Below are 21,277 nucleotides of genomic sequence, written 5' to 3'. Positions count from 1 at the left end.
ATTATTTTTAACGTAAAAATCGGGCTAAAAAAATAAAAACTATGATTTCTCAAGCTCTTCAAGTCTTTTTCTCACAAAATCTTTAGGACGAATGCCGTTGATCTGCAAAAAATGGTTGGAAAACACCTGCCTGTTCTTCATTCCGCATTCTGCGACCAATGTGTCCATGCTGTATTTCAGGTAAATTCTCTCTTCCAGAAGTTTTTTTGTGATATACTGTATTCTCAATCTCTTGATGTATTCACTAAATGTGATGTTGAAGTGCTCGTTCAGCACAAATGAAACAATGGATCTGTTGCTGTTGATCAGAGCGGCAACATCAGGTAATTTAAGGTCTTTGTCAAGAAACTGCCTTTCTTCCTCAAAGATCTTAAGCCCCCTCTTGACAACTTCTATCACCTGATCGTTGTAGATACTTTTGATCCGATCATCGGCATAAGTTGTTTCTTCACCTTCCTCATCAACTCTCATCAACTTCTCCAAGAGATCGCCGTACTTTTTCGTGAGGTCTTTTTCCTTCTCTCTCGAACGGTATAGAAAAAAGTAAAACCCCAGAAGTCCACAGACTATGATTCCGATCAAAAAAGTGCTTCCGTACTCGTGCTTCCGCACAAGTTCGTCACGGTCATCAACCAGGACATCGACATCATAGCCCCTGATGATATCCGAAGAAAGGGCAGCGAAATCTGTCCGAACGATGGAGTCCGCACGCAGCAGTTTATTGGTATAATATAGTTGCAGATTTCCATTATGATCTTCTTTCGCATAGTGGATCAGGAATTTATAGTTGTCGATGATCTCTGGAGTGACGAAGTTATATTGATCAATTATAGAATCTACCTTTTTAAAATATTTTATGGCTTCACCTTTCTTGCCATCTTTGTACTTAAGCTTTCCGATGTAGAAGTCAACGGTCGCCAGAGCAGCAAAATCCTGATTTCTTTTAAGAATGTCTTCAGCCCGCAGAAGATGATCTTCCGCAATGGCATCCTTTCCGTTTCTCAGACACTGGATGCCTTGCGCCTTTTCAAAATAGGCGAACTCCAATGAAAATTCTTCTGTATCAACCACCCTCTTCTTTCCGACACCGATCAGTGAATCTTCCTGCCTGTACTGCAGCAGTTTTCTGTAACAGGTGCTGAGCCTGTAGATACTGTTGAGATATCCGTGCTCATAATTCGATCTGACATTCTGATGGTCCTGATCTGACATATGTTTTTCGTAATAGCCGGCAGTTTCAGTAAAATGGACGACAGCCTCCTGGTATAGGCCCAGATAGGATTTTACCATTCCCAAATGATACAAGATCTTATTGTATAGATAAAGGTCATTGGTGTTCTTTGCATTTTTGAAAGCTGACAGGTACTCCTTCAAAGCACGACGGTAGTCCCTTCGGTTATAATAATGGATGATGCCTCTTTTCAAATAAGAAGTGGCGATGAGATCTTCATCCTTTGATCTAATTGCAGCGGCCACTGCACTGTCAGCATATTTAATTTTCGTATCTGTCGACTTGCTGTAAAACTGAGCCTCCTCATATCCTGCAATTAATTTGGAAAACCTCTGTTCTCTTTTAGCTTTTGCAATGTACATATTGACAAAGACCATTGCCTGCTCGTCATTTTCGGAATAGGAGCTGAACAGATCGTTCAAATGGGCATAGGAATACGCCTTTACATCCTGGCATTCAAAATTGCAGAATGCAAGTATCAGCAGTGATAAAAGGAATTTTGTAAAGTTTCGCATGGCATTGTTGGATCAAATTTAAAAAATTGTTCCCAAAATTTTGCTTATCAGGAGACTACGTATCTTAAACTGATATAAAATTATGATAACCAAACGAATACACCCAAACATAGTGGTAACGGATGATCAATGATGACGTCACAATGTATCTATGGTGACCACAATGTCTTTTTTAGTCACGGCACATCATCTAATTTCGAATAAGAATTCTAAGTAAAAGACCGGCCGGGATAACTTTAAAAAATCATTTAACGCTATGAAAAAGTATATCTCAATTTTAAGTTTAGCGGCTGCATTTGCACTGCAGTCATGTGACAGGTCAGACCTCATGTCAGATCCTGAAGAACAGATCTCACACAGAGGGCAAAAATCACAGGCAAGATCATTTGTATCTTATGAATATCCGAGCGAAGAAGATCATTCGGTCATGAATAAGACAGAAACAGGTGACGACGATGAACCGCGTAAAGACAAGTCGCACTGGCGGACGGCCAATGACACGATTCGGCCATGACCAATTCTCACAGAGAGGAAAAAGATGGTCTGGAAAAGAAAAAGCCTCCAAAGAATATCATTTTAGCATCTGGAAGGAAGTGCACTGTGAGCGGAGAGTGGGAATCGGAAGGTCCGATCGCTACCACGGTCTATGTCTCAAAAGGTGATCCAATGCCTTTGTACTGTGGGAAAACAGTGAAGTGGAAATTAGTAAGGAACGGTTAAAAAATAATTGCGATGAAAGCATTCAAGACAAAATTTGTTTTACTGACAGGCTTTTTTTTCATTCTTCTTTTTTGCTATACGGCAATCAGCAAGATGTTCGACTTTGAGAACTTTCAGGTCCAGTTGGCGCAGTCACCGTTGACCAATGCCTATTCAATCAGTATCTCTTATACTGTAATACTCGTAGAATTGATCATCGTCTGCCTACTATGTGTTCCAAGATTGAGGCTGATAGGTCTTCATGCAAGTTTTACTTTGATGTCCCTGTTCACAATTTACATCTATATAATTCTGAACTACAGCGATAACATACCCTGCTCATGTGGTGGCGTACTTGAAAAACTAGGATGGTCCGAGCATCTCATTTTCAATCTGGTCTGTGCGGCAATCGCACTCATTGCAATAGTGATCAGTACGGAGAACAAAAGGAAGATCTTGCTTGCTGTTATGCCGGCAGAGATGATCATTCCGTCGGTATTGTTGACAATGACCTTCTACCCTGTCATCAAGCAGAATCAGGACAGCTTCGTCAGAAAAATTATAGATCCGTTTACTTCAGAACTGAAGATGATAGACCTTGAAAAAAGCAACCATTACTTTGCCGGCAATTACAATGACACCATTTTTTTAGCCGACAGCAAGACACCCCTGCTTTTGAGAACAGTGGATCCGAAGTTTGATAAGATAAAAACGGATAAGATAAGATTAGATGACTACAGTTTGAAATTTCGGAGTGTCAGGATCAATGTCCTCTACCCTTACTTCAGTCTATCTGATGGAAAGGTTCCGGTGATCTTTGAAGGAGAACTTCCGTCGATGGATGCCAATAAGACAGCTGTCAGAAATCTCTATTTCTCAAAACTGTCTCCGACAGGTCAGCATCAATATGTCTTCAGAGCTTTTGTCACGGAAACAAAAAAAAGTGAACTAGGCGTGTTAAATACAGTAGAAAATAGGTACACTCTAAAACCAAAGGTCATAAAATCAGATGTTGACGGCATCTTTGATGTCGACGGCAATTTATGGGTAGACATGGAAAATAGAAGAATACTTTACACCTATCTCTATCGCAACGAGATTGTCTCTGCAGACTTTGACCTTGACAATTTAGAAATGTTCAATACCATTGACTCTTTTTCAAGATCTGACATCAAAGTGAAAGAACTATCAAACGGACAGACCAAAATGATGCGGTCACCCCAAGAGATCAATGTACGTCAAACCGTCTTCGCAGGTCGGCTGTACAATATTTCAAAGATCCGTGGCAAGGACGAATCGTTCAGAGATTTCAGAAAATCGATCGTCATCGACATTTATGATCTTAAAAAGAAAAAATACCTGTACAGCTACAAGCTCAAAAATGAAGACAGGTCTTCTGTGAAAGGAATATTGAGAACAAAAAAATATTTCTATGTACTATCGAGTGAACGTATTACAAGATATGCATTTAAATAATATCTGTTGGCCAACAGAGCAGGGATTGCCGAAAACCTGTCGATCAAGAGTAGGCATAACATCAAATTTTAACAAAAATGAAAAAGTTCGTATTACCCGCAGTTCTAATTCTTATAGGAACCGGAACTGCATTCGCTACTCACAAAGCAGAAAGTAGCAACGAGAAGTTTGCTGTTCGTCAAGGTTATATCTTTAACAGCTCGACGAATCAGTGGGACAAAAGTGTCATGTGCAGTGATATCGAAGATGTCATCTGCACCGTCAACGGTCTACCAGCAGGTCAGCAGGTCTTCGGAACCGATGGTCCGGAGGTTGATCATCCTGAGACTGCCAACGTTGAGCTATACAGATTATCCAATTAAAGATAGCTTCCGAAATTAGTTATGGTCGGAAGAAAGATCTTCCGACCTTTTTCTTCAGAAAACTCTACGGTTGCGAAGGATAGTGCAAAATCTGCCACAACTATAAAAGAAGACCCTCCCATCAAGTACGGCGGGCATTTGAAACAATAAAATGATTTATCATTCCGTAGAACTTTGTAGTACGTAATGCAAACGAAATGGATTATAAATAAAGTGTATTTCAAATATTAATTAAAATTTTATTACTCATGAAAAAATTATTATTGTTAGCAACAATTTCTGTTGCAGGATTAGTTAGCGCAAACACTGTTAATCCATTAGTTGACCTTAAAGGTTCAAAAGAACAAAAGTCTGAGAAGATTGAGATCAAGCCAATTAAAGCTTCATCTTTAGTTGTATTGATCGCAGGCACGTCAAAATGCTATGATTACGACAAGGACGGAAAACTAGTTGAAGTCAAGTGTCCTGCAGTGATCATTACAAATCCTTAATTTATTACTGGATAAGAAATCTTTTATCATTTAAGATGTTAGTGTCCTAAAAATACTTGGCGCAAAAGATCTAGATTTATTAGTCAGAATTACTGAGAATTGGAACTCGAAGTTGCAAAGATCAACTTCCACAACAGAAGCTAGATACTCAAACTGATCTGATCGCCAAAATTCTTTTTACACTAACTTATTACTTCTAAATTATTTGTAAGCCTAATTTTTTAGGCTTACTTTTATATATAAATTCTACTATGATTAAATTCCATATAACAGCTGCCCTGTTATTTATTTTAATAATGTTATCAGCACAAACCAATCGATTTTACTATAACTTTTCCTATAAGCAGGATTCGCTATCAGACAAATATTCCAAGGAGGTATCTGTTCTCGATATTGAACGTGATTTTGTCAAGTTCTATCCGGAGGATTTTCTGGTAAGAGATTCCTTGCGAAAAAACACTGGTAATTATGATTATTCCAACAACAATATAGACTATCAATTAATTAGAGACAGGAACACAAACATAAACACCAACTTTACCGCTATTTCACCTCTCTACTATTCCTATGAGACAAAAGACAGCCAGAAATGGATCATAAGTACCGAGACAAAAAAAACACATGACCTGCAGGTGCAAAAAGCTACAACTTTTTTTGGAGGACGTCATTGGGAAGCCTGGTTTGCTCCTTCGTTTCCATTTCAGGAAGGACCATATAAATTCAGAGGTCTGCCGGGACTTATCGTGGAGTTAAAGGATGATAGAGAGCAGTTCATTTTTCAACTTGCCAAAAATACCAATCTGACGTCAAACTATGATACGTCATTTTATCTTGAAAACCTCAATCAATTGAAACCTTTGAAAATTAGCGAAAGTACTTTGAGAAAATTGAGATTGGATTACTATACAAATCCGCTAAAAGACTACAGCAATCAAAGTTTGATAGTCAAGGACCAGTATGGCAATGTAAAAAAGATGGACGGTAGAGAACTGACTTTGAAACAACAGCAGCAACTTAAGAAATATAACAACCCTATAGAGCTGGACAAAGCCATTATCTATCCATAGGTATGCACAAAATCTCCCAAAAACGGCTGATGGAGAGATGCAATAAATTCTTTAAACTTAAATAAAAATGGCCGGAATCAAATTCCGACCATCAATAATACACGCCCCTTCTATTTAGTTAGAGGTTCGATCCAGTCTGCCGGAGACTTCTTTTTCAGATAATGGTCAAACCATTGCCACGTCCTGATGTCCAGGTCCAATTGGTTGGGTGCAGACAATATGTTATGTGTCTCATTTGCATATTCCAGCAATACGGCTTTTTTCTGAAGCCTCTTCATCCCTATAAAGAACATTTTCGACTGGGCAGGTGGAACGTTCTTGTCCTTGGATCCATTCCAGATCAGTACTGGCGCATCGATATTTTTCATATGATAGACCGGTGAGCTCTCCAAATAGCTGCTCCAATCGTCAAATACATTGTTTCCCATTCTCATTTGCTGATTTTCTGTCCGCATGTAATTGGGATACGGTCTAAATTCATTATTACTGAGCGCATGTGTGACCAGATCAGAGATCATGGCTCCTGCCACTCCCGTCTTGAAATACTTGGAACTGGTCAATGCAAGTCCCGTCTCATAGCCACCGTATGACATGCCCAGAATACCGATGTTCTTTTCATCGACAGAAGCCAACAATTTGACTGTATCTATGCTCTTTTCCAAGGATGTCATAACACTGTTTTTGACATTGGAAGTTTCATACTGCAGATCAGGATATAAAACAATATAGCCGTTCATCAGGTAATGCAAGTAGTTGAATCCACCATTTGTCCGTAAATATGGCGGCACGAAATCCAATGTAAAAAGTGAAAATTTTTCATAGACATTGACTACCATCGGGTATTTCTTATTCTTGTCATAGCCCATAGGAAACATTACGGCGGCATTGGCCGTACCATATCTCGTCTTATACTGAAAGACCTTATGCCTCATGCTTTCCAGATCCTTTTTCTCTGTTTTCAGAGATTCATATACAACTGCATATTTCCCCTGCTCCACCTTCGTCAGCTTGAAAGGTTCCAGAGCAAAATCAGAGGTAAAAAACAAACCGTTCCTATATGGTATCATCTCCTTGTAATGACCCTGTCGAAACAATCTGGTCTTTTGCTTTCCATACAGATAGGTAGCGAATCCCGAATCATAACTGATCTCGTTGAAAAGTTTGAACGTCAGCTCTTTTCCAAGATCGACCTCTGCAAGCTTTAGGGTCCATGACGATCTCGGGTATTGATCTTTTGACAGCTGCAAACTGTATTTCACCTGTTGATCCCCACCCTTTGTGATCCTCTCCGATCGACGAATCTCAAGATCTACTAAAAAATAGTCATGCTGGTTGGAAAGGATGATCGCCGACCTGCCTTTAACGAGGACAGGATTTGTCTCTGGCGCCTGAACAAGTCCGTTCTGCGAGCGACTTTCCCATCCCTCGGAATCCAAAGGCAATAGTTCCTGATCTGCACCTGTCCCTATATTATGGGACCACCACCTTTTGCGATCGAAGTAAATGAACTGCCTTGTATTGCGGTCCCAGAGGTAATTGCCATCCTCCACCCTTTTCTTTGGAAGTATATGTGAGCTCTTGCCGTAATCCAAGACCAATTGGAAGTCGAGAACGACGTTCTGCTGTTCCTCCACGATATCACCACCTTGGTCATACACTATAAAATCACCTTTTCCGTTCAAAAATCTGTACATGGGAAGATGGATCCGCTCGTCAGGCCTGTAGTCCCATCTGCCACCCCCGAGATCATAGATTCCCATATGGTAGTTCATGACCTTGTCCCTGCTGTTCCTGTTGGAATAGGTGATCTTCAGTTCGGGGTCCTTCTTCTCGTGCAGCTTGCTTTTCATATAGAATGGAAATATGAACTTCCCATCCTCCCTGATCTCAAAATAAGAGGTCAGGCTACTTGCAAATTCGAACGCCTCGGGGCTGTCGATGAGCTCTTTCTCCAACTTGTCCGACAGCAGGTCCAGGGTGTAGAGCTCCACTCTTGCCGCCCTGATATTGGCACAGTAGATCCGATTCGCACTGAAAGACAGCCACTGGATCTCACTGTCGAGCATGTAGGTCTTCGACCTTCCATTTTTAAGCTCCCTTGTCCATAGCTCGTCACCGGCAACATATATCAAGCGGCCACGTTCATTGTCCAACTGGTAGTTCTTGACATTTGGCACTTTCCAAATGACTTTGCCATCCTTCGAGGCCAGAGCAAGTACTTTGGCGCCTGCATCATGAAGCACTACCTGTCCTGATGCATCAGCGATCGTTGCGACATAGTTTCCTGCCACATCAACAGATAGGTTGCGCTTTAGGTCATGGAACCTGGTGCGCGCAATGTTTGTCATAAGCAGGCGGTCGTCCCCCAGAAACTGGTATTTGAGATGCTTTTCAAGAGTGATTCCCTTGCCTGACCTCACATCAAACAGCTCATCTTCGTCTTTGCCATAGATATTGTAGTGGTTCAATACAACATGTCGCCCTGACGGACTTGCCGTCAGCAATGCCGTCACATGGTATTTCCTGTAGACATTGTCCACACTGTCGATATTCTGTGACAGGTAAAGGCCATGGATCAACATCAGGGCCAGTGCCAGTATTCTAATAACCATTGTTCTGCGGGTTCAAGTTGGAATTCAGAAGCAGCTCCTTCTCGGGAAGTGGCAGTAGCCCGAAATGGGTCCTCCACGCCGGTTTCATTGCAGACATCACCTCGTCCAATAGGCCGTAGTGCTTTAGGTCATAGAAACGATGCCCGAACTCCGTGAAGAGCTCTGACCTTCTCTCCCTTACAAGTGCACTGGTCAAAACAACAGCATCACCAGTGGAAGTTAACGTGGGCAGACCTGCACGCCCCCTGATGGCATTGAGGTCGTTCAGCGCCAGCGCATACTGCCCTTTCATCATATAGGCCTCTGCCCTGATGAGGTACAATTCCTCGACCCTGAGTACCACCGAATATTCCAGAGAGCTCGTACTGGTAGAATACTGCTTGTACTTGAATGGATAATAGAAGGTCTGGTTCTGGGAACTGTTCCGCTGCCCCACCCATGACGCACGCCGGGCGTCACCGGCCTCGAAACATGCCACAAAGTCCTGACGGAGCGCCACGTTGGTCGGCGGTGCCGTATTCAGTATGAACACATTTCCCTGATAGGTATTGTAGACCGCGTTGAAAGGCAGCAATTGCCAGATGCTGCTTGAACTGTCCTTCAGGAATACCTTGTTCAGCTCAGGCTCCATCTGGTACTGCGCTTGGTTGATGACAAGATCAGAATACCTCAGCGCCGCATCCCAATCCTTCTCATAGCATGCAATTCTCGCAAGGATGGCGTATGCCGCCATCTTCGTCGGATAGACCCTGCTCCCCTTTGGCAATGTCGCGGTCAGCAGTGGCTCTGCCACTAAAAGATCCGCCTTGCATTTGGCAAAGACCTCCGCTACGCTGCTCTTGCCGATGGACTGGTTCACCTCGTAGTCGGTGCTGTCAACGTAGGGCACAGACCCAAACGTCTGTGCCAGATAGAGATGGAGCAGTCCCCTAAGAAACAGACCCTCTCCCTTCAGCCTGTTCTTGACAGACGCGCTTATCTGGTTCGAGTTCTCGACACCCTCGATCACCGAATTGATGTAGTAGATCTGGGTGAAGCTCGTCGTCCACAAGGTACTGACCTTGTTGGACGATGCATTGTGGGACAAGGTGTAGAAGACAGACACGTCGCTCGTCGCCAGGGCATAGGACTGAAGCTCGTCGACATAGGCACCGAGCACGACCTGTGCACCGTTCTGAGAGCCCGACAGAAATCCCGTCTCCTCCAGAGACCTGTACACGCCGGCCATGGCGGACTTCGCCAACTCGTCATCCTTGAAGACCACGTCACGGGTCACCTGGCTTTTCGGCAGTCCCACATCCGTAAAGTCGTCACAGTTATGGCACATTGAAAGTGCCATCGCGCAAATTGATAGTATTGTATTTTTCATAGGTATTGAATGGTTTTAAAAATTTACGGACAGTCCGAAGCTGACCACACGCAGTGGCGTGCTGTATCCAGCCACCAGAAATTCAGGGTTGAGGCCTTTTCTGTTTGAGAAGACGAACAGGTTCTGCCCGTTGACAAAGACCCTCGCCACCAGCTTCCTTTCTTCGGGCAGCGGGATACGGTAGGTCAGGGATGCATTTTTCACACGCACTGTGAAAGAATCCGACACGGTGGCATCGCTCGTCGCAAACCTCGTACTTGCGGTCGCCGCCGCGGTGCTGTATCCCGCACTCGGCCTCTGAAACTGTGCATCGAGGTTGTCAGGCGTCCAGTAGTCCAGATAGACGGACGGCCTGTTGCCCATGTAGCCGACGTCCCCGTACGTCGATAAGATGTTGTACTGGCTCTGGCTCACCATCTGCACCAGGACCTCGAATGTCCAATTCCTGTACTGGACGCTGTTCTGTATGCCACCGTACCAATACTCCCTGATCTCCTTTGAAACGCTGCGGTCTGCGGTGTTGATGATCCCGTCCCCATTGGCATCGTCAAAGGTGTAGAGTCCCGTCACAGGATCGATCCCCGTAAAACGGTAGAGCTTGACAAGCGAGGTCGATTTCCCCACCTCGAATCTGTTGGAATAGGTCGAACGCTCCAGGTCCGGAAATTCCAGCAGCTTGTTCTCGGGCAGTGTAAAGTTGAGTCCCGTCGTCCACTTCCAGTCCCTGCCCTTGAGATTGACCGACTGCACCGTCACCTCCAGTCCCCTGTTTCTGACGGTCGCGTCCAGATTGGCCTGCATCGACGCAAAGCCCACCGTGGCAGGCATCGGTACGCCGACCAGCTGGTTCGAGCTGATGTTGTGGTAATAGCCGAGGTTGAGCATCAGCCTGTTGTCGAACATCCCTGTCTCCACGGCGACCTCGAACTTCCTGGTGACCTCCCAGCTGAAGTTCCTGTTGAAGAGCCGCTGCGGGTTGATACCCGAGGAACCACCATAGGAACCGCCCGTTGTCTGGTAGGTATCATAGTACTGGTAGTCACCGATCTGGTCATTTCCCGCAACACCGTAGCTCGTCCTCAGCTTCCCGAAGCTCAGCCAGGGACTGTCCTTAAGGAGACCCTCCTCGGAGAACACCCATGCCGCACCGACCGCGCCGAAGTTGGCATACCGCCTGTCCGAGCCGAACCTGCTGGAACCGTCACGGCGTCCCGTCAGGTTCAGGAAGTAGCGCTTCTTATAACCGTAGTTGAACCTAGCATAGATGGCCTGGTAGCGGTACAATGACTCGTAGGCGCTTGGAACGGTGACCGTAGTGGCGGCACCTATGTTGGTCAGCATCTCGTCGGACGCAAAGCCCCTGCCCACCATCACCATATTCTCCGACCGCTGTTCCTGGAAGGACGTCCCCAGCAATGCCGAGAACCGGTTCTCGCCCCATTTCAGTTCATAGTTGAGCTGAGGTTCCACGATCCAGCTCTGGTTCAGCTTCTCCCCCTTCCTGATGGAAGAGACATTGCTGCCGATGTTGCTGTTGGGATTGTAGGTCGTCTTTGGAAATATCTTCTGATCATAGGCATTGTGGATGCTGTAGCCCGTGTTGAGGTTGACGCTCAGCCCACGTCCCAGGACATAGCTTGAGGTAAGGTTCGCATTCAGGCTCTTCGTGTCCACGGTGTAGGTCTGCGTCGCAGGCCCCATCGGGTTGGTGAACGTGCCGTTCTCCCAGTTGATGCTCCCGTCGCTGTTGTAAAGGTTAGGAGCGTTGGGCGCCAAGGCAGAATACACCAGATTGAAGTCTGTCGGCGGAAGCGTGTTGTCCTGAAAAGAGCCCAGCCCGCTGAAGGCTATCCTGAACCTCTTGTCCGAACTCGCATGCTGGACGTTCACGCCGATGTTGTTCCGCTTGTAGCGGTAGCTTCCCGGAAACACTGTCGTCTCTTCGTTGTGTCCAGCAGATATGGAGAACTGCGTCCCGCCGCTGCCTCCCGACACCCCGACCTGCACATCTGAGAACTCAGCGGTGTTTCCGACAAAGTATTTCTGCCAGTCCGTGGATCTGCCAGGATCCCAGACCCCGTTGATGTCATAGGCGATGCCCGGCACCGCCACACCGTCGTTTGCAAAGGCGAGCCTCCTCATCGTCGCATATTCGTCAAGGGACATCATCTTCGGCAGGTTCGTCGTGTTACCCAGCCCGTAGCTGGTCTTCAGATTGACCTCCGTCCTATCCCTCTTGCCCCTCTTCGTGGTGATAAGGATCACCCCGTTGGCGCCCTTGCTACCATAGATGGCCGTGGCATCCGCATCCTTCAGTACCTCGAAGGATTCGATGTCGTCAGGATTTATCGAATTAAGCGGATTCGTATCGCTGTAGGGGTGGATGGATGCCGACATCCCGCTGTTGAAGTCATTGACCTGCGGCAGCTGCACGCCGTCCACCACATAGAGGGGCTTGTTGCCGTCATAGCCTGTGGTCGCATAACTCCGAAGGCTGTTCCTTCCCCTGATCTGCACATCAAAGCCACCACCGGGAACACCAGAGTTCTGGGTAATGGACACACCCGCCATCCTGCCCTGCGCCGATTGCAGCACATTATTGACAGGCTGGTTCTCAATATCCTTGGCAGTGATACGGGCAATACTTCCCGTACTCTCCCGCTCAGCAACCTTATAATACCCCGCATTAAGGACGACCTCCTTAATTTCATTTTCGTCACTGCTAATACCCAATGAGACATGGACCACTGTTTTATTTCCCAAAGGTACTTTCCGTTCCGGATAATCAGGATGCTTAAACACAAGGACAGGATTCTCACCTGACACCTCAACCCTGTAAATACCAGAACTATTACTAGTAGCGACCGCATCACTACCCTCCTGAAATATACTTATCCCTGAAATGGGTTTATTATTAGTATTATCTGTAACAGTGCCTGTGATCACACGCATCTGCCCTATTGCTAAGCCGGAGGCTAGCAAGGTGAAGCCAAAAGCCACTTGGATATGACTCAGGCTGCAAAAGTTTTTTTTCATACTTTTGAATAGATTTAATTCGTTAAATTTTAGGCTCTCTTCTGCACTGCGTAAATTCCACAATACTTATAGTGCTAAGAGGGCTTTCTTGTTTCTATGGCTAGTTCTTTAATTTCATACTATCTGTTTCTTAAAAATTCAGTTTCATTATCAGCATAGACATAGTTTACTGCGATGACGCTCGGGAGGAAGTCTCATTAAAGACATAGCAAAAACCTCCTGCCCCAGCATATCTTAAAAAATTAATATGAATGAAATTTGTGTCCCGTGTAAGCTTTAAAGCCGCAATGAGTTGTACACCCCATTGTATCGTGCAGTCTGATACTATATTTTGAGGAAGCGGCTTAGATTGTAGAGTGAGCGGACAACATGGGAAATAAAATGGCGTGGAACTCTACATATCCGAGCAGAGGCACTGGTATACCCATAACAACAGATAAGAGAGCCCACGCCCTAGGTCGTGAGCTTTCTGCTTATCGTCTCGTTGTTATTTGAAAATTACCAGTTTTCTGCTTCGAGATTCTAAGCGAATAGCTTCTATATTTCTTTGAAGTATCGCAAAATTACTTTAATAAGTAATTATTTCCAAATATAAGAATTTTTCACTTTGTTACAAGAACTTGTAACAAAATATGTCGGAAAAATTACGCACTTTGTATAAAGTACTAATAAATGGACATTTCAAAAGATGAAATACTAAGAAAATTTGGAGAACACGTTAAAGATTTAAGAATTAAATCTGGACTAACACAAGATGACGTTGTACTGAATAGCAGCAAAATCACTAAAGGCACGGTGAGCGACATAGAGAATGGAAAAAGAAATTTCGCATTTACTACCCTGATAGACTTAGCCAGAGGCTTAAATATATCTCCTAAAGATTTATTGAACTTTAAAACTGATTAGAATCCTAACGAAAGTTGGGATTTTTCTTTACACCAAAGAATATATTTTAATTCTTAGCATTCATAAAGCTACTAAGATTTACGATCTTATTTTCTCTGGCATCATATACCACTTCAACAAAAAAATTTTTTAATTTATATAGTGTAAATCTCAAATCGTTTTTTATAGAATAATTTAGGAATTCCCCTTCTTTAAAGACTAACTCATATTGTTCTTCATCTGACAATTGTGTGAATTCATAAAAAGATATTTCTTTATTCATAATTTACTTTCCAATGGCTATATAATATCGTTCAGAACATTGTTGTAAAACTTCTTCTGTTTCTTTGAGTACTTTTTTGGGTTTGTTGCACTCTTTGTTGGTCTGATAAAGACTGATGGATAATAAGATTATTGCAAGAGTTGCAACCACACTGTAGATTTTTAACGGTTTCATATTTGTTGTTTTTGGAGATAATATAATACTTCTTATTAAAATTGTTCTCGACCGTAGTCATAGAACATTTTAATTTGGAAGATTTTATCGGTCTTCCTAATGCTAGCTTTCTCTAGTTTTTATATGAGGAAAATAAAAGTTTAAGTAGGTTTTTTTATATAAATTAAATTGTTTCAGTAAATTAGTAAAATAATTACTATTAATCTAAATATGACGGACTTTCATGTATTTAAAAAAAATACTGATGCTATAGCTACAAATAAAGGTTTTTATTATCAATATCTTTCCACAACAAAAATATGGTTAGAAAATTATTTAGGAAATATATCTAATGAGATTTTTTGTGAAAGAGAAGACGATATTTTTGAACTTAATATTTTAAAGAAGGAATATGCTTTTAGGCAAATTAAATGTTACAGTGATGGCTTTAGTCTTCAAAGTCCTGAGATAGCTAATTCTTTATTAAATTTTTTTAAATTATATCTACAATATAAGGACTACTACACAGGCTTGTTCTATTTTCAAACAAATTCAAGTCATAAAAAAAGAAGTGGAAAATCTCTTCAGAAATGGTTTGAAAATCAGCGTAATAGCAACTTTTCACCTATAGAATTTATAACAGAAGTTAGGACTACACTAATAAATGTAATGTCTGAAAAACTACGTAAGTATAAATTACAAGTTACTGATAAAGTAAAAATTAGTAAAGCAAGCAATATATTTAAAGATTTTGAAGAAAATATAAACTCAGATATTTTTTTAAACTTTCTTGAGTTAGTTAGGTGGGAGTTTTATGATATTACTGATACTAATCAAGCGATCAGAACATTAGTTGATGAGGTAAAAAAAATTATATTATCTAGTGATTTAAAAATTGATAAAGCTATCAATGAAAATTTTATTTTGGGATATCTTTTGAATACAGTAATTGAAAAATCATGTGAAAATAAAGAAGAGGACAGACTCCTGAATAATGAAATATTACAAAATATTTTGGATTCTGCCGATTTGAAAAAGCGCATAACTGATAAACTAAATAAGGAAATTATTTATTTAATTGAAAGTAATTTTGAAATTATTGATGTACTTGCAAAAATTGAAAGAACTTCAGAAATTACGCTAGAAGCCGTAAAGGAGATAAGAGATAACATAGTTATTGAGAATTCTAATATACCAGTGACAAATTTATCAATTCAAGTTAAAGATTGGTTTAAAGCTATAGGGTATAAATTAGAATTAGAAGATTTATTAAATAGCGGAACTACAAATGGATTTATAATCAATATTAGTAAGCGAAGAGGCTACGACAGAATTTTTGTAATGTGTGTCAGCGAGTCTGTAGAAATAACTGAATTAACTGAATTATTAGAATATACTAATAAATATGGGTGTGACGAGGGATGGGTAATTACTTATAAAAGAATTAGTGATTCAGTTAGAAACAAGGTTGAAAAAGAAAATTATTCAAATTTGTTTTGCTATACATTGGATGAATTAATTGATGGCGATATTGATTTTACAGGATATTTTGAGTGGCTAGAAAATGAAGTAAGGTCTAAACAGATAAATGACAATTACATAAAACTTTATTGTAAAAAAGATCTGTTCGATAAAGAATCTAATATAAAACTGGATTCTAATAAATATGAAATTGAAGGTTACGTTGATATATGGCTTGATGATCCTGCAAAAAAGCACATATCGATTTTAGGTCAATTTGGCACTGGAAAAACCTGGTTTACACTGCATTATGCTTGGATTAAATTGCAAGAATATAAAACAGCAATGAAAAGAGGGATTAACAGGCCTAGAATACCAATTCTAGTTGCATTACGAGATTTTTCTAAAGCTGTCAGCATAGAAAGTGTTTTTTCAGAATTCTTTTTTAAAAAGCACAACAGTCCTATTCCTACGTTTGATGCATTTATAGAGCTTAATAAAATGGGGAAGTTGCTTTTAATTTTTGATGGATTCGATGAAATGGCAGATAAAATTGATTCTCAAAAAATGATAAATAATTTTTGGGAATTAGCGAGAACTATCCATATTAATTCAAAAGTTATTTTAACATGTCGAAATGAACATTTTCCAGAGTCAAAGCAAGGACGTGATATTCTGAATGCAAAGCTAAAAGCATCCACACAGCATATAGTAATTAAATCACCTGAATTTGAAATACTAGAGTTATTAAAGCTAAATAGAAAGCAGATTAAAAAATTACTTTTGTTGCACACCAACAAGGCTGTGGTTAAAAAGGTAATGGAAAATAAAAATTTGATGGATCTAGCCAGTCGACCAATAATGACGGAGCTAATAATAGATTCTTTAAGAGATATTGAAGAGGGAAAACAAATCGACATATCTCGTATATATATGTATGCTATTAGTAAAAAGCTTAATAAAGATATAAAAGAAGAGAGAACATTCACCTCCTTTTCAGATAAAGTTTATTTCATGTGTGAATTATCTTGGGAAATGCTTTTGACAGAAAATATGAATATTCACTATCGATTAATTCCTGATAGAATACGTTTTTTGTTTGATGACAAAGTTCAAGAGCAAAAAGACATTGATCATTGGCAATATGACATGATGGGACAGTCGATGCTCATTAGAAATGATGATGGTGAGTATAAACCGTCACACAGATCTCTTTTAGAATTTTTTATTGCTTACAAGTTTGCAGGTGAGTTAGGAATAATGAATAATGACTTTCTATCGTTTATCTTAAATAATAATAAAAACAAAAATTCCGTACCAACTTCATGTGAATGGGAATTTTACTTTAAGAATTCTAATGATAGCATGTTAAGTACTTTTACTACTATCAGTATTAAACAATTAAAACTAACTTTTGGCGCACAAGTATTATCTAGAGCCATCTTAGATTTGATAGTTAATATGATTGATTTTAATTTTAACAAAACATTTAACAAATTGAATGAGTTAATTGAAAAGTGTCGTTATAAAAGTTTTGAAGAAGTGGGATATATCGTAACAAATCTATTACTTCTCTTAACAGAATATCAACATGATTACTTTAGAGGATACGACCTATCATTCTTGGTCATAAAAGATTTTTCTGTACCCCATCGTGAAAATAATTTTGACCACCCAATTGAAAAATTGAAGGTCCCAGATTTCACAAATACTAACTTTAATAACTGTCATATTACAAATGTTGACTTTACTAATCATACGCATTACTTCTTAGCTAAAAATAATCTTCTTCATTCAACGTTTAGGAATGCAACTTTAAATAATTTTAAATTTGTTTTATTACAGATAGATTCTGTTGCATTTTTGCCACAAAAAAATATAATTGCGGTTGGTTCTCCAAATCAAGTAAGACTTTTAAATGCAAAAAATCTTACATTAATAAAAATTATAGATGACAGCGGATGGAATTTAGAATTTTCTCCAGATGGTAAATATCTTATAAATTCCGGATATGGAGTTTTAATTCTCAGAAATACAGAGGATTTCGAAGTAGTATATAATGAATCCTTATCTAGTCAATATAATGAAAACGCACAAGAGGATGGAAAAAATTTATGGACAGGTGGTTTTATTTTCACGAAGGATAGTAAGACAGTTTTTATTAGTAATAACAATTCATTTGTTTATCAATTTGATTTGATCAAAAAGGAAGAAAGTAATATATTCCAATGTTTTGAAGGCGCAGAAACTGTATCACTTTCGTATGACGAAAAATATTTAGTATGCTCAGAGTTTAATGCGTTTAGTGTTTGGAATCTTGAAAATCATAGAAAAATAAAGTTTGAAAGAATAAATAAAGATTCTTTTATTAAAGTTATTTCAAAATTTCACCCTTTGAAAAATCTTCTCTTTATCACTGATGAAAATCGACTTAGATGTTACAACATTTTAACTGACAACTTTGATTTTGAAATTGAAATTCAAGGCATAGGAGACTTCTGTTTCTCATTAGAAGGAGATTTTATATACACACATAACGACTACGAAGTTTTTATTATTGATGTTAATACAAAAATAGTAGTTGAAAAGCATAGAATCGAAGTTCTTAATGAATTAGGAAAGAAATCACATGAAGGAATTAATAGCATAACATTAGATACTGTAGAAAATAATTTGATAATATCAACATCAAACCAAATTGTTTTATTTAATCTTTATTTTGACGAGATAGTAGATCAATTTAGTAATATCTTACATGTTAATGATGTCGATTTTCGAGACACTATAGGAATTGATAATGTTACAAAAAATCAATTGATAAAAAATGGTGCTTTGATTTAGATTAGATTGCTTATTTGGTTATTTTATCCGAAATTCATTTTATTTTTTTATAATTCATTTTCCCGGTTATAGAGAACATTACTCTAATTAATGCCTGCTTTTATCCGGTACGCAGTTATTAACGTGATGACAACAAATATTCTCCAAATTGAAATCTAACGGAAATAAAGCATAGGATTGATATTGGTTGTTTTTTTTCAAAGGATTAATTAATATAATTATAAAAAATAGTATGGGTTAAAAACTAACAATTTCGACTACAGAAAACAAACAAATTAGAGTTTCAGATGAAGAAACATTTATTATAGACTTCGATTCTGCAACATCTTATAATTATGTAGCTCTAAAAGATTTACTATGTTTACCGGATGAGTCTAATATTCAAGAATTGATCGGTTAGGTAATGCCCGAGAAATATCCCGTTCGTGATGAGAAAGCCAGTGATGCTATTAATCTTTGGGGTATAGTTTTTAATAGCTATAGATATTTAAAATCACATTAAAATTTCTTCAAATTAAGATAGACAAAGACGTGTAAAAATCAAAAATTCTAATATTTTTTAGATTTCATACCTTGTTTTCTTATTCATAATCAGCTTTGATGTAAGTCAAAGATATTAATTGAAAAGTGATTAACTTTTATGTTTACGGAAAACCGTAAAACGCATTGAAACTTTACATGTATATTTGAAAATATGCACTAAATCAAAATGTATTTTACAGATTTTGATGCAATTAAACTTAACATATCAATTTATTTGAATAGATATGTTTATTTTAGTGATACAAAAAACTAACTATTACATGAAAATAAGCTCTCTAAAAATTAAGGGATTTCGATCGTTTGGATCCTCAAACATAATCATTCCAATCAACGAACATCTAGTTGGTTTTGTCGGTCTTAATAGTTCAGGCAAAACAACTGCACTTGAAGCAATGAGAAAATTATTTGGTCAATCATTAGCTGATCGAGAACTCACAAGAAAAGATTTTCATATAGGCAAAGACGAAGAGGTTGACGAAGTATATGAAAGAGAACTTTCTATCGAAGCCAGAATAGACTTTTCCAACGATGAAAAAGAATCTATTCCTCATTTCTTTAGTAATATGGTTATCGATGATGAAGGTGAAAACCCTTACATACGGATCCGATTAGAGGCAAGTTGGAAAAAATCTGAACTTGTACCTGATGGAGAAATTGAAACCAAGACCTATTTCATTAAAGTTCCAGAAGGCGAAAAGGAATCAGACGAAAACAAGCCCATCTACCCAAGCCACTTTAAAAGTCTTATACAAATTATGTATGTGCCTGCTATTAGAAGGCCTGCTGAACAACTAAAGTTTGCTTCAGGCAGTATATTATTTAGAGTCTTAAAAAAAATCAAATGGGACGATGCATTTAAGGCAAAATTTGATGAGAAAGTTGAGGAAATAAATGCTGAATTTAAAGCATTGTCTGAATTCAATACCGTTCAAACTTCGATTACAGGATTTTGGCAACAGTTTCACAAAGACAATCGCTACAAGGATGCTACCCTTTCATTCGGTGGAAGTGATTTCGATTCTATCCTTAAAAAACTAGAAATATCTTTTAGTCCAACGGGCGTTCACAAGCCTTACAAAATTGATGAACTAGGCGAAGGATATAGATCTCTTTTCTACTTAACTCTTGTATGTGCCTTATTAGATATAGAAGAAAAACTGGCTGATGAGCAAGATAAAGAAAATATTGGAATTAACCGTCCTCTACTGACAATTTTAGCAATTGAAGAACCAGAAAATCATATTGCACCACAGCTATTAGGAAGAGTTATTAAAATTCTTAAAACAATTGCAGGACAGGAAAATTCTCAAGTATTTCTTTCTTCACACACGCCGGCAATTGTCAAAAGATTAAATCCTGAAAGTATCCTGCATTTTAGGATCACTGAAAAATATGAAACAGAGGTTAATAAAATTTTACTTCCTGAAAAAACGGATGAAGCCTATAAATATGTGAAAGAAGCGGTACACAATTATCCGGAGTTGTACTTTGCTAAGCTTGTAGTTATTGGAGAAGGCGACAGTGAAGAAGTGATTTTCAATCGGCTGATGGAAGTAATGGATGTTGATTTCGATGATAATATAATCACTTTTGCTCCATTAGGACATAGGTTTGTAAATCATATCTGGAAATTACTTGAGACATTACATATTCCATATATAACCCTACTTGACCTTGATCTTGAAAGAGAAGGAGGTGGCTGGGGAAGAATCAAATACGCCTTAAAACAATTACTAAAAATAGGAATTAAAAAAGATGATTTGCTAGAGACTGACGAAGGAATACTATCTGATGTAGAGTTTAATGCTATGCATTCTTGGAAAGTTTCACAGAAAGCAACTCTGAATGGCTGGATAAATTTTTTAAAGCAATACAATATTTATTTTTCAGCTCCTCTTGACCTTGATTTTTTGATGCTTAAACATTATCCAGAATTTTACAAAAAAGCAATTCCTAAAAATGGTGGTCCGCAAATTCCTGACCAAGCCAAAGAAGCAGAAAAATTCGAAGAAAAAGTGGAATCAGCTGTCCATGCAACGCTTAAATCCAGTCAGGCTACTGCAGCAACCTACACCAAATACCAGAAGGAATTAATGATTTGGTACAACTATCATTTTTTGGGAAGAGGAAAACCGACCACTCATATTCAGGTTTTGTCATCGATGACCGATGAAGATATAAAGGAGAATCTACCTGAAGTTTTCACTCAAATATTCGAAAGAATTTCTACTCTTTTAAAAGCTGAAGAATAAC

Annotated in this window: 15 protein-coding genes; 10 read left to right on the top strand and 5 right to left on the bottom strand. The window is 39.2% G+C overall.

What is annotated here, in order from left to right:
* Positions 1-39: 39 nt before the first annotated feature.
* Positions 40-1,746 (bottom strand): helix-turn-helix domain-containing protein, encoded by a 1,707-nt coding sequence (locus tag IO90_RS10120; protein WP_117596593.1) that lies wholly within the window; start codon positions 1,744-1,746, stop codon positions 40-42.
* A 256-nt stretch (positions 1,747-2,002) separates the two neighbouring features.
* Here IO90_RS10120 and IO90_RS10115 point away from each other — a divergent pair, with 256 nt between their 5' ends.
* The 7 genes from IO90_RS10115 to IO90_RS10090 all read left to right on the top strand — a co-directional run bounded on the left by IO90_RS10115 (position 2,003) and on the right by IO90_RS10090 (position 5,841).
* Positions 2,003-2,260 (top strand): hypothetical protein, encoded by a 258-nt coding sequence (locus tag IO90_RS10115; RefSeq protein ID WP_131450857.1) that lies wholly within the window; start codon positions 2,003-2,005, stop codon positions 2,258-2,260.
* Entirely contained in the window at positions 2,257-2,466 is a 210-nt protein-coding gene (locus IO90_RS10110; protein ID WP_034966114.1) for a hypothetical protein, read from the top strand. Before IO90_RS10115 ends, IO90_RS10110 begins: the two co-directional genes overlap by 4 nt.
* A 12-nt stretch (positions 2,467-2,478) precedes the next feature.
* Positions 2,479-3,921: a MauE/DoxX family redox-associated membrane protein gene (locus tag IO90_RS10105; protein ID WP_034966111.1), complete on the top strand. Its 1,443-nt coding sequence runs from the start codon at positions 2,479-2,481 to the stop codon at positions 3,919-3,921.
* Positions 3,922-3,998: 77 nt separating this feature from the next.
* Complete coding sequence (locus IO90_RS19100; protein ID WP_034966108.1) at positions 3,999-4,283, top strand: DUF6520 family protein; 285 nt, start codon at positions 3,999-4,001, stop codon at positions 4,281-4,283.
* A gap of 21 nt (positions 4,284-4,304) precedes the next feature.
* Entirely contained in the window at positions 4,305-4,433 is a 129-nt protein-coding gene (locus tag IO90_RS19150) for a hypothetical protein (RefSeq protein ID WP_262483377.1), read from the top strand.
* A 98-nt stretch (positions 4,434-4,531) separates the two neighbouring features.
* On the top strand, positions 4,532-4,774 hold the full coding sequence (locus IO90_RS10095; RefSeq protein ID WP_034966105.1) for a hypothetical protein: 243 nt from the start codon (positions 4,532-4,534) through the stop codon (positions 4,772-4,774).
* Positions 4,775-5,025: 251 nt separating this feature from the next.
* Positions 5,026-5,841 carry a GLPGLI family protein gene (locus IO90_RS10090; RefSeq protein ID WP_034966103.1) on the top strand — a complete coding sequence of 272 codons (816 nt, stop codon included), beginning with the start codon at positions 5,026-5,028 and terminating at the stop codon, positions 5,839-5,841.
* A 110-nt stretch (positions 5,842-5,951) separates the two neighbouring features.
* Here IO90_RS10090 and IO90_RS10085 read toward each other — a convergent pair whose 3' ends face one another.
* Genes IO90_RS10085 through IO90_RS10075 form a run of 3 tightly spaced genes read right to left on the bottom strand, consistent with a single transcriptional unit; the run spans position 5,952 to position 12,858 of the window.
* Positions 5,952-8,453, bottom strand: coding sequence for an alpha/beta hydrolase family protein (locus tag IO90_RS10085; RefSeq protein WP_034966100.1), 2,502 nt, complete (start codon positions 8,451-8,453; stop codon positions 5,952-5,954).
* Positions 8,443-9,822, bottom strand: coding sequence for a RagB/SusD family nutrient uptake outer membrane protein (locus IO90_RS10080; protein WP_034966097.1), 1,380 nt, complete (start codon positions 9,820-9,822; stop codon positions 8,443-8,445). Before IO90_RS10080 ends, IO90_RS10085 begins: the two co-directional genes overlap by 11 nt.
* A 15-nt stretch (positions 9,823-9,837) precedes the next feature.
* The gene (locus IO90_RS10075; protein WP_034966093.1) at positions 9,838-12,858 is read right to left on the bottom strand and encodes a SusC/RagA family TonB-linked outer membrane protein; all 3,021 of its coding nucleotides are present in this window, start codon (positions 12,856-12,858) and stop codon (positions 9,838-9,840) included.
* A 672-nt stretch (positions 12,859-13,530) separates the two neighbouring features.
* Here IO90_RS10075 and IO90_RS10070 point away from each other — a divergent pair.
* Positions 13,531-13,764, top strand: a complete 234-nt coding sequence (locus tag IO90_RS10070) for a helix-turn-helix domain-containing protein (RefSeq protein WP_034966091.1) — start codon at positions 13,531-13,533, stop codon at positions 13,762-13,764.
* Positions 13,765-13,810: 46 nt separating this feature from the next.
* Here the strand turns inward: IO90_RS10070 and IO90_RS10065 are convergent, their stop codons facing one another.
* Complete coding sequence (locus IO90_RS10065) at positions 13,811-14,026, bottom strand: hypothetical protein (protein WP_034966089.1); 216 nt, start codon at positions 14,024-14,026, stop codon at positions 13,811-13,813.
* A gap of 384 nt (positions 14,027-14,410) precedes the next feature.
* Here IO90_RS10065 and IO90_RS18370 point away from each other — a divergent pair, with 384 nt between their 5' ends.
* Positions 14,411-18,481: a hypothetical protein gene (locus tag IO90_RS18370; protein WP_051878503.1), complete on the top strand. Its 4,071-nt coding sequence runs from the start codon at positions 14,411-14,413 to the stop codon at positions 18,479-18,481.
* An 803-nt stretch (positions 18,482-19,284) separates the two neighbouring features.
* A complete protein-coding gene (locus tag IO90_RS10055; RefSeq protein ID WP_034968884.1) occupies positions 19,285-21,276 on the top strand; it encodes an ATP-dependent nuclease in 1,992 nt (663 codons plus the stop codon).
* Position 21,277: the final 1 nt, after the last annotated feature.

The organism is Chryseobacterium sp. FH1 (assembly GCF_000735135.1).
Classification (GTDB): Bacteria; Bacteroidota; Bacteroidia; order Flavobacteriales; family Weeksellaceae; genus Epilithonimonas.
The sequence above is the reverse complement of the archived record's forward strand: the minus strand, read 5'-3'. Positions and strand labels throughout refer to the sequence as shown.

Bases quoted from the DNA above. Each gene is read 5' to 3' on its own strand.
- IO90_RS10105 (WP_034966111.1), top strand. From the start codon at position 2,479: ATGAAAGCATTCAAGACAAAATTTGTTTTACTGACAGGCTTTTTTTTC.
- IO90_RS10055 (WP_034968884.1), top strand. From the start codon at position 19,285: ATGAAAATAAGCTCTCTAAAAATTAAGGGATTTCGATCGTTTGGATCC.
- IO90_RS10120 (WP_117596593.1), bottom strand. From the start codon at position 1,746: ATGCGAAACTTTACAAAATTCCTTTTATCACTGCTGATACTTGCATTC.
- IO90_RS19150 (WP_262483377.1), top strand. From the start codon at position 4,305: ATGGTCGGAAGAAAGATCTTCCGACCTTTTTCTTCAGAAAACTCTACG.
- IO90_RS10075 (WP_034966093.1), bottom strand. From the start codon at position 12,858: ATGAAAAAAAACTTTTGCAGCCTGAGTCATATCCAAGTGGCTTTTGGC.
- IO90_RS10090 (WP_034966103.1), top strand. From the start codon at position 5,026: ATGATTAAATTCCATATAACAGCTGCCCTGTTATTTATTTTAATAATG.
- IO90_RS10070 (WP_034966091.1), top strand. From the start codon at position 13,531: ATGGACATTTCAAAAGATGAAATACTAAGAAAATTTGGAGAACACGTT.
- IO90_RS10095 (WP_034966105.1), top strand. From the start codon at position 4,532: ATGAAAAAATTATTATTGTTAGCAACAATTTCTGTTGCAGGATTAGTT.
- IO90_RS10085 (WP_034966100.1), bottom strand. From the start codon at position 8,453: ATGGTTATTAGAATACTGGCACTGGCCCTGATGTTGATCCATGGCCTT.
- IO90_RS10115 (WP_131450857.1), top strand. From the start codon at position 2,003: ATGAAAAAGTATATCTCAATTTTAAGTTTAGCGGCTGCATTTGCACTG.
- IO90_RS19100 (WP_034966108.1), top strand. From the start codon at position 3,999: ATGAAAAAGTTCGTATTACCCGCAGTTCTAATTCTTATAGGAACCGGA.
- IO90_RS18370 (WP_051878503.1), top strand. From the start codon at position 14,411: ATGACGGACTTTCATGTATTTAAAAAAAATACTGATGCTATAGCTACA.
- IO90_RS10110 (WP_034966114.1), top strand. From the start codon at position 2,257: ATGACCAATTCTCACAGAGAGGAAAAAGATGGTCTGGAAAAGAAAAAG.
- IO90_RS10080 (WP_034966097.1), bottom strand. From the start codon at position 9,822: ATGAAAAATACAATACTATCAATTTGCGCGATGGCACTTTCAATGTGC.
- IO90_RS10065 (WP_034966089.1), bottom strand. From the start codon at position 14,026: ATGAATAAAGAAATATCTTTTTATGAATTCACACAATTGTCAGATGAA.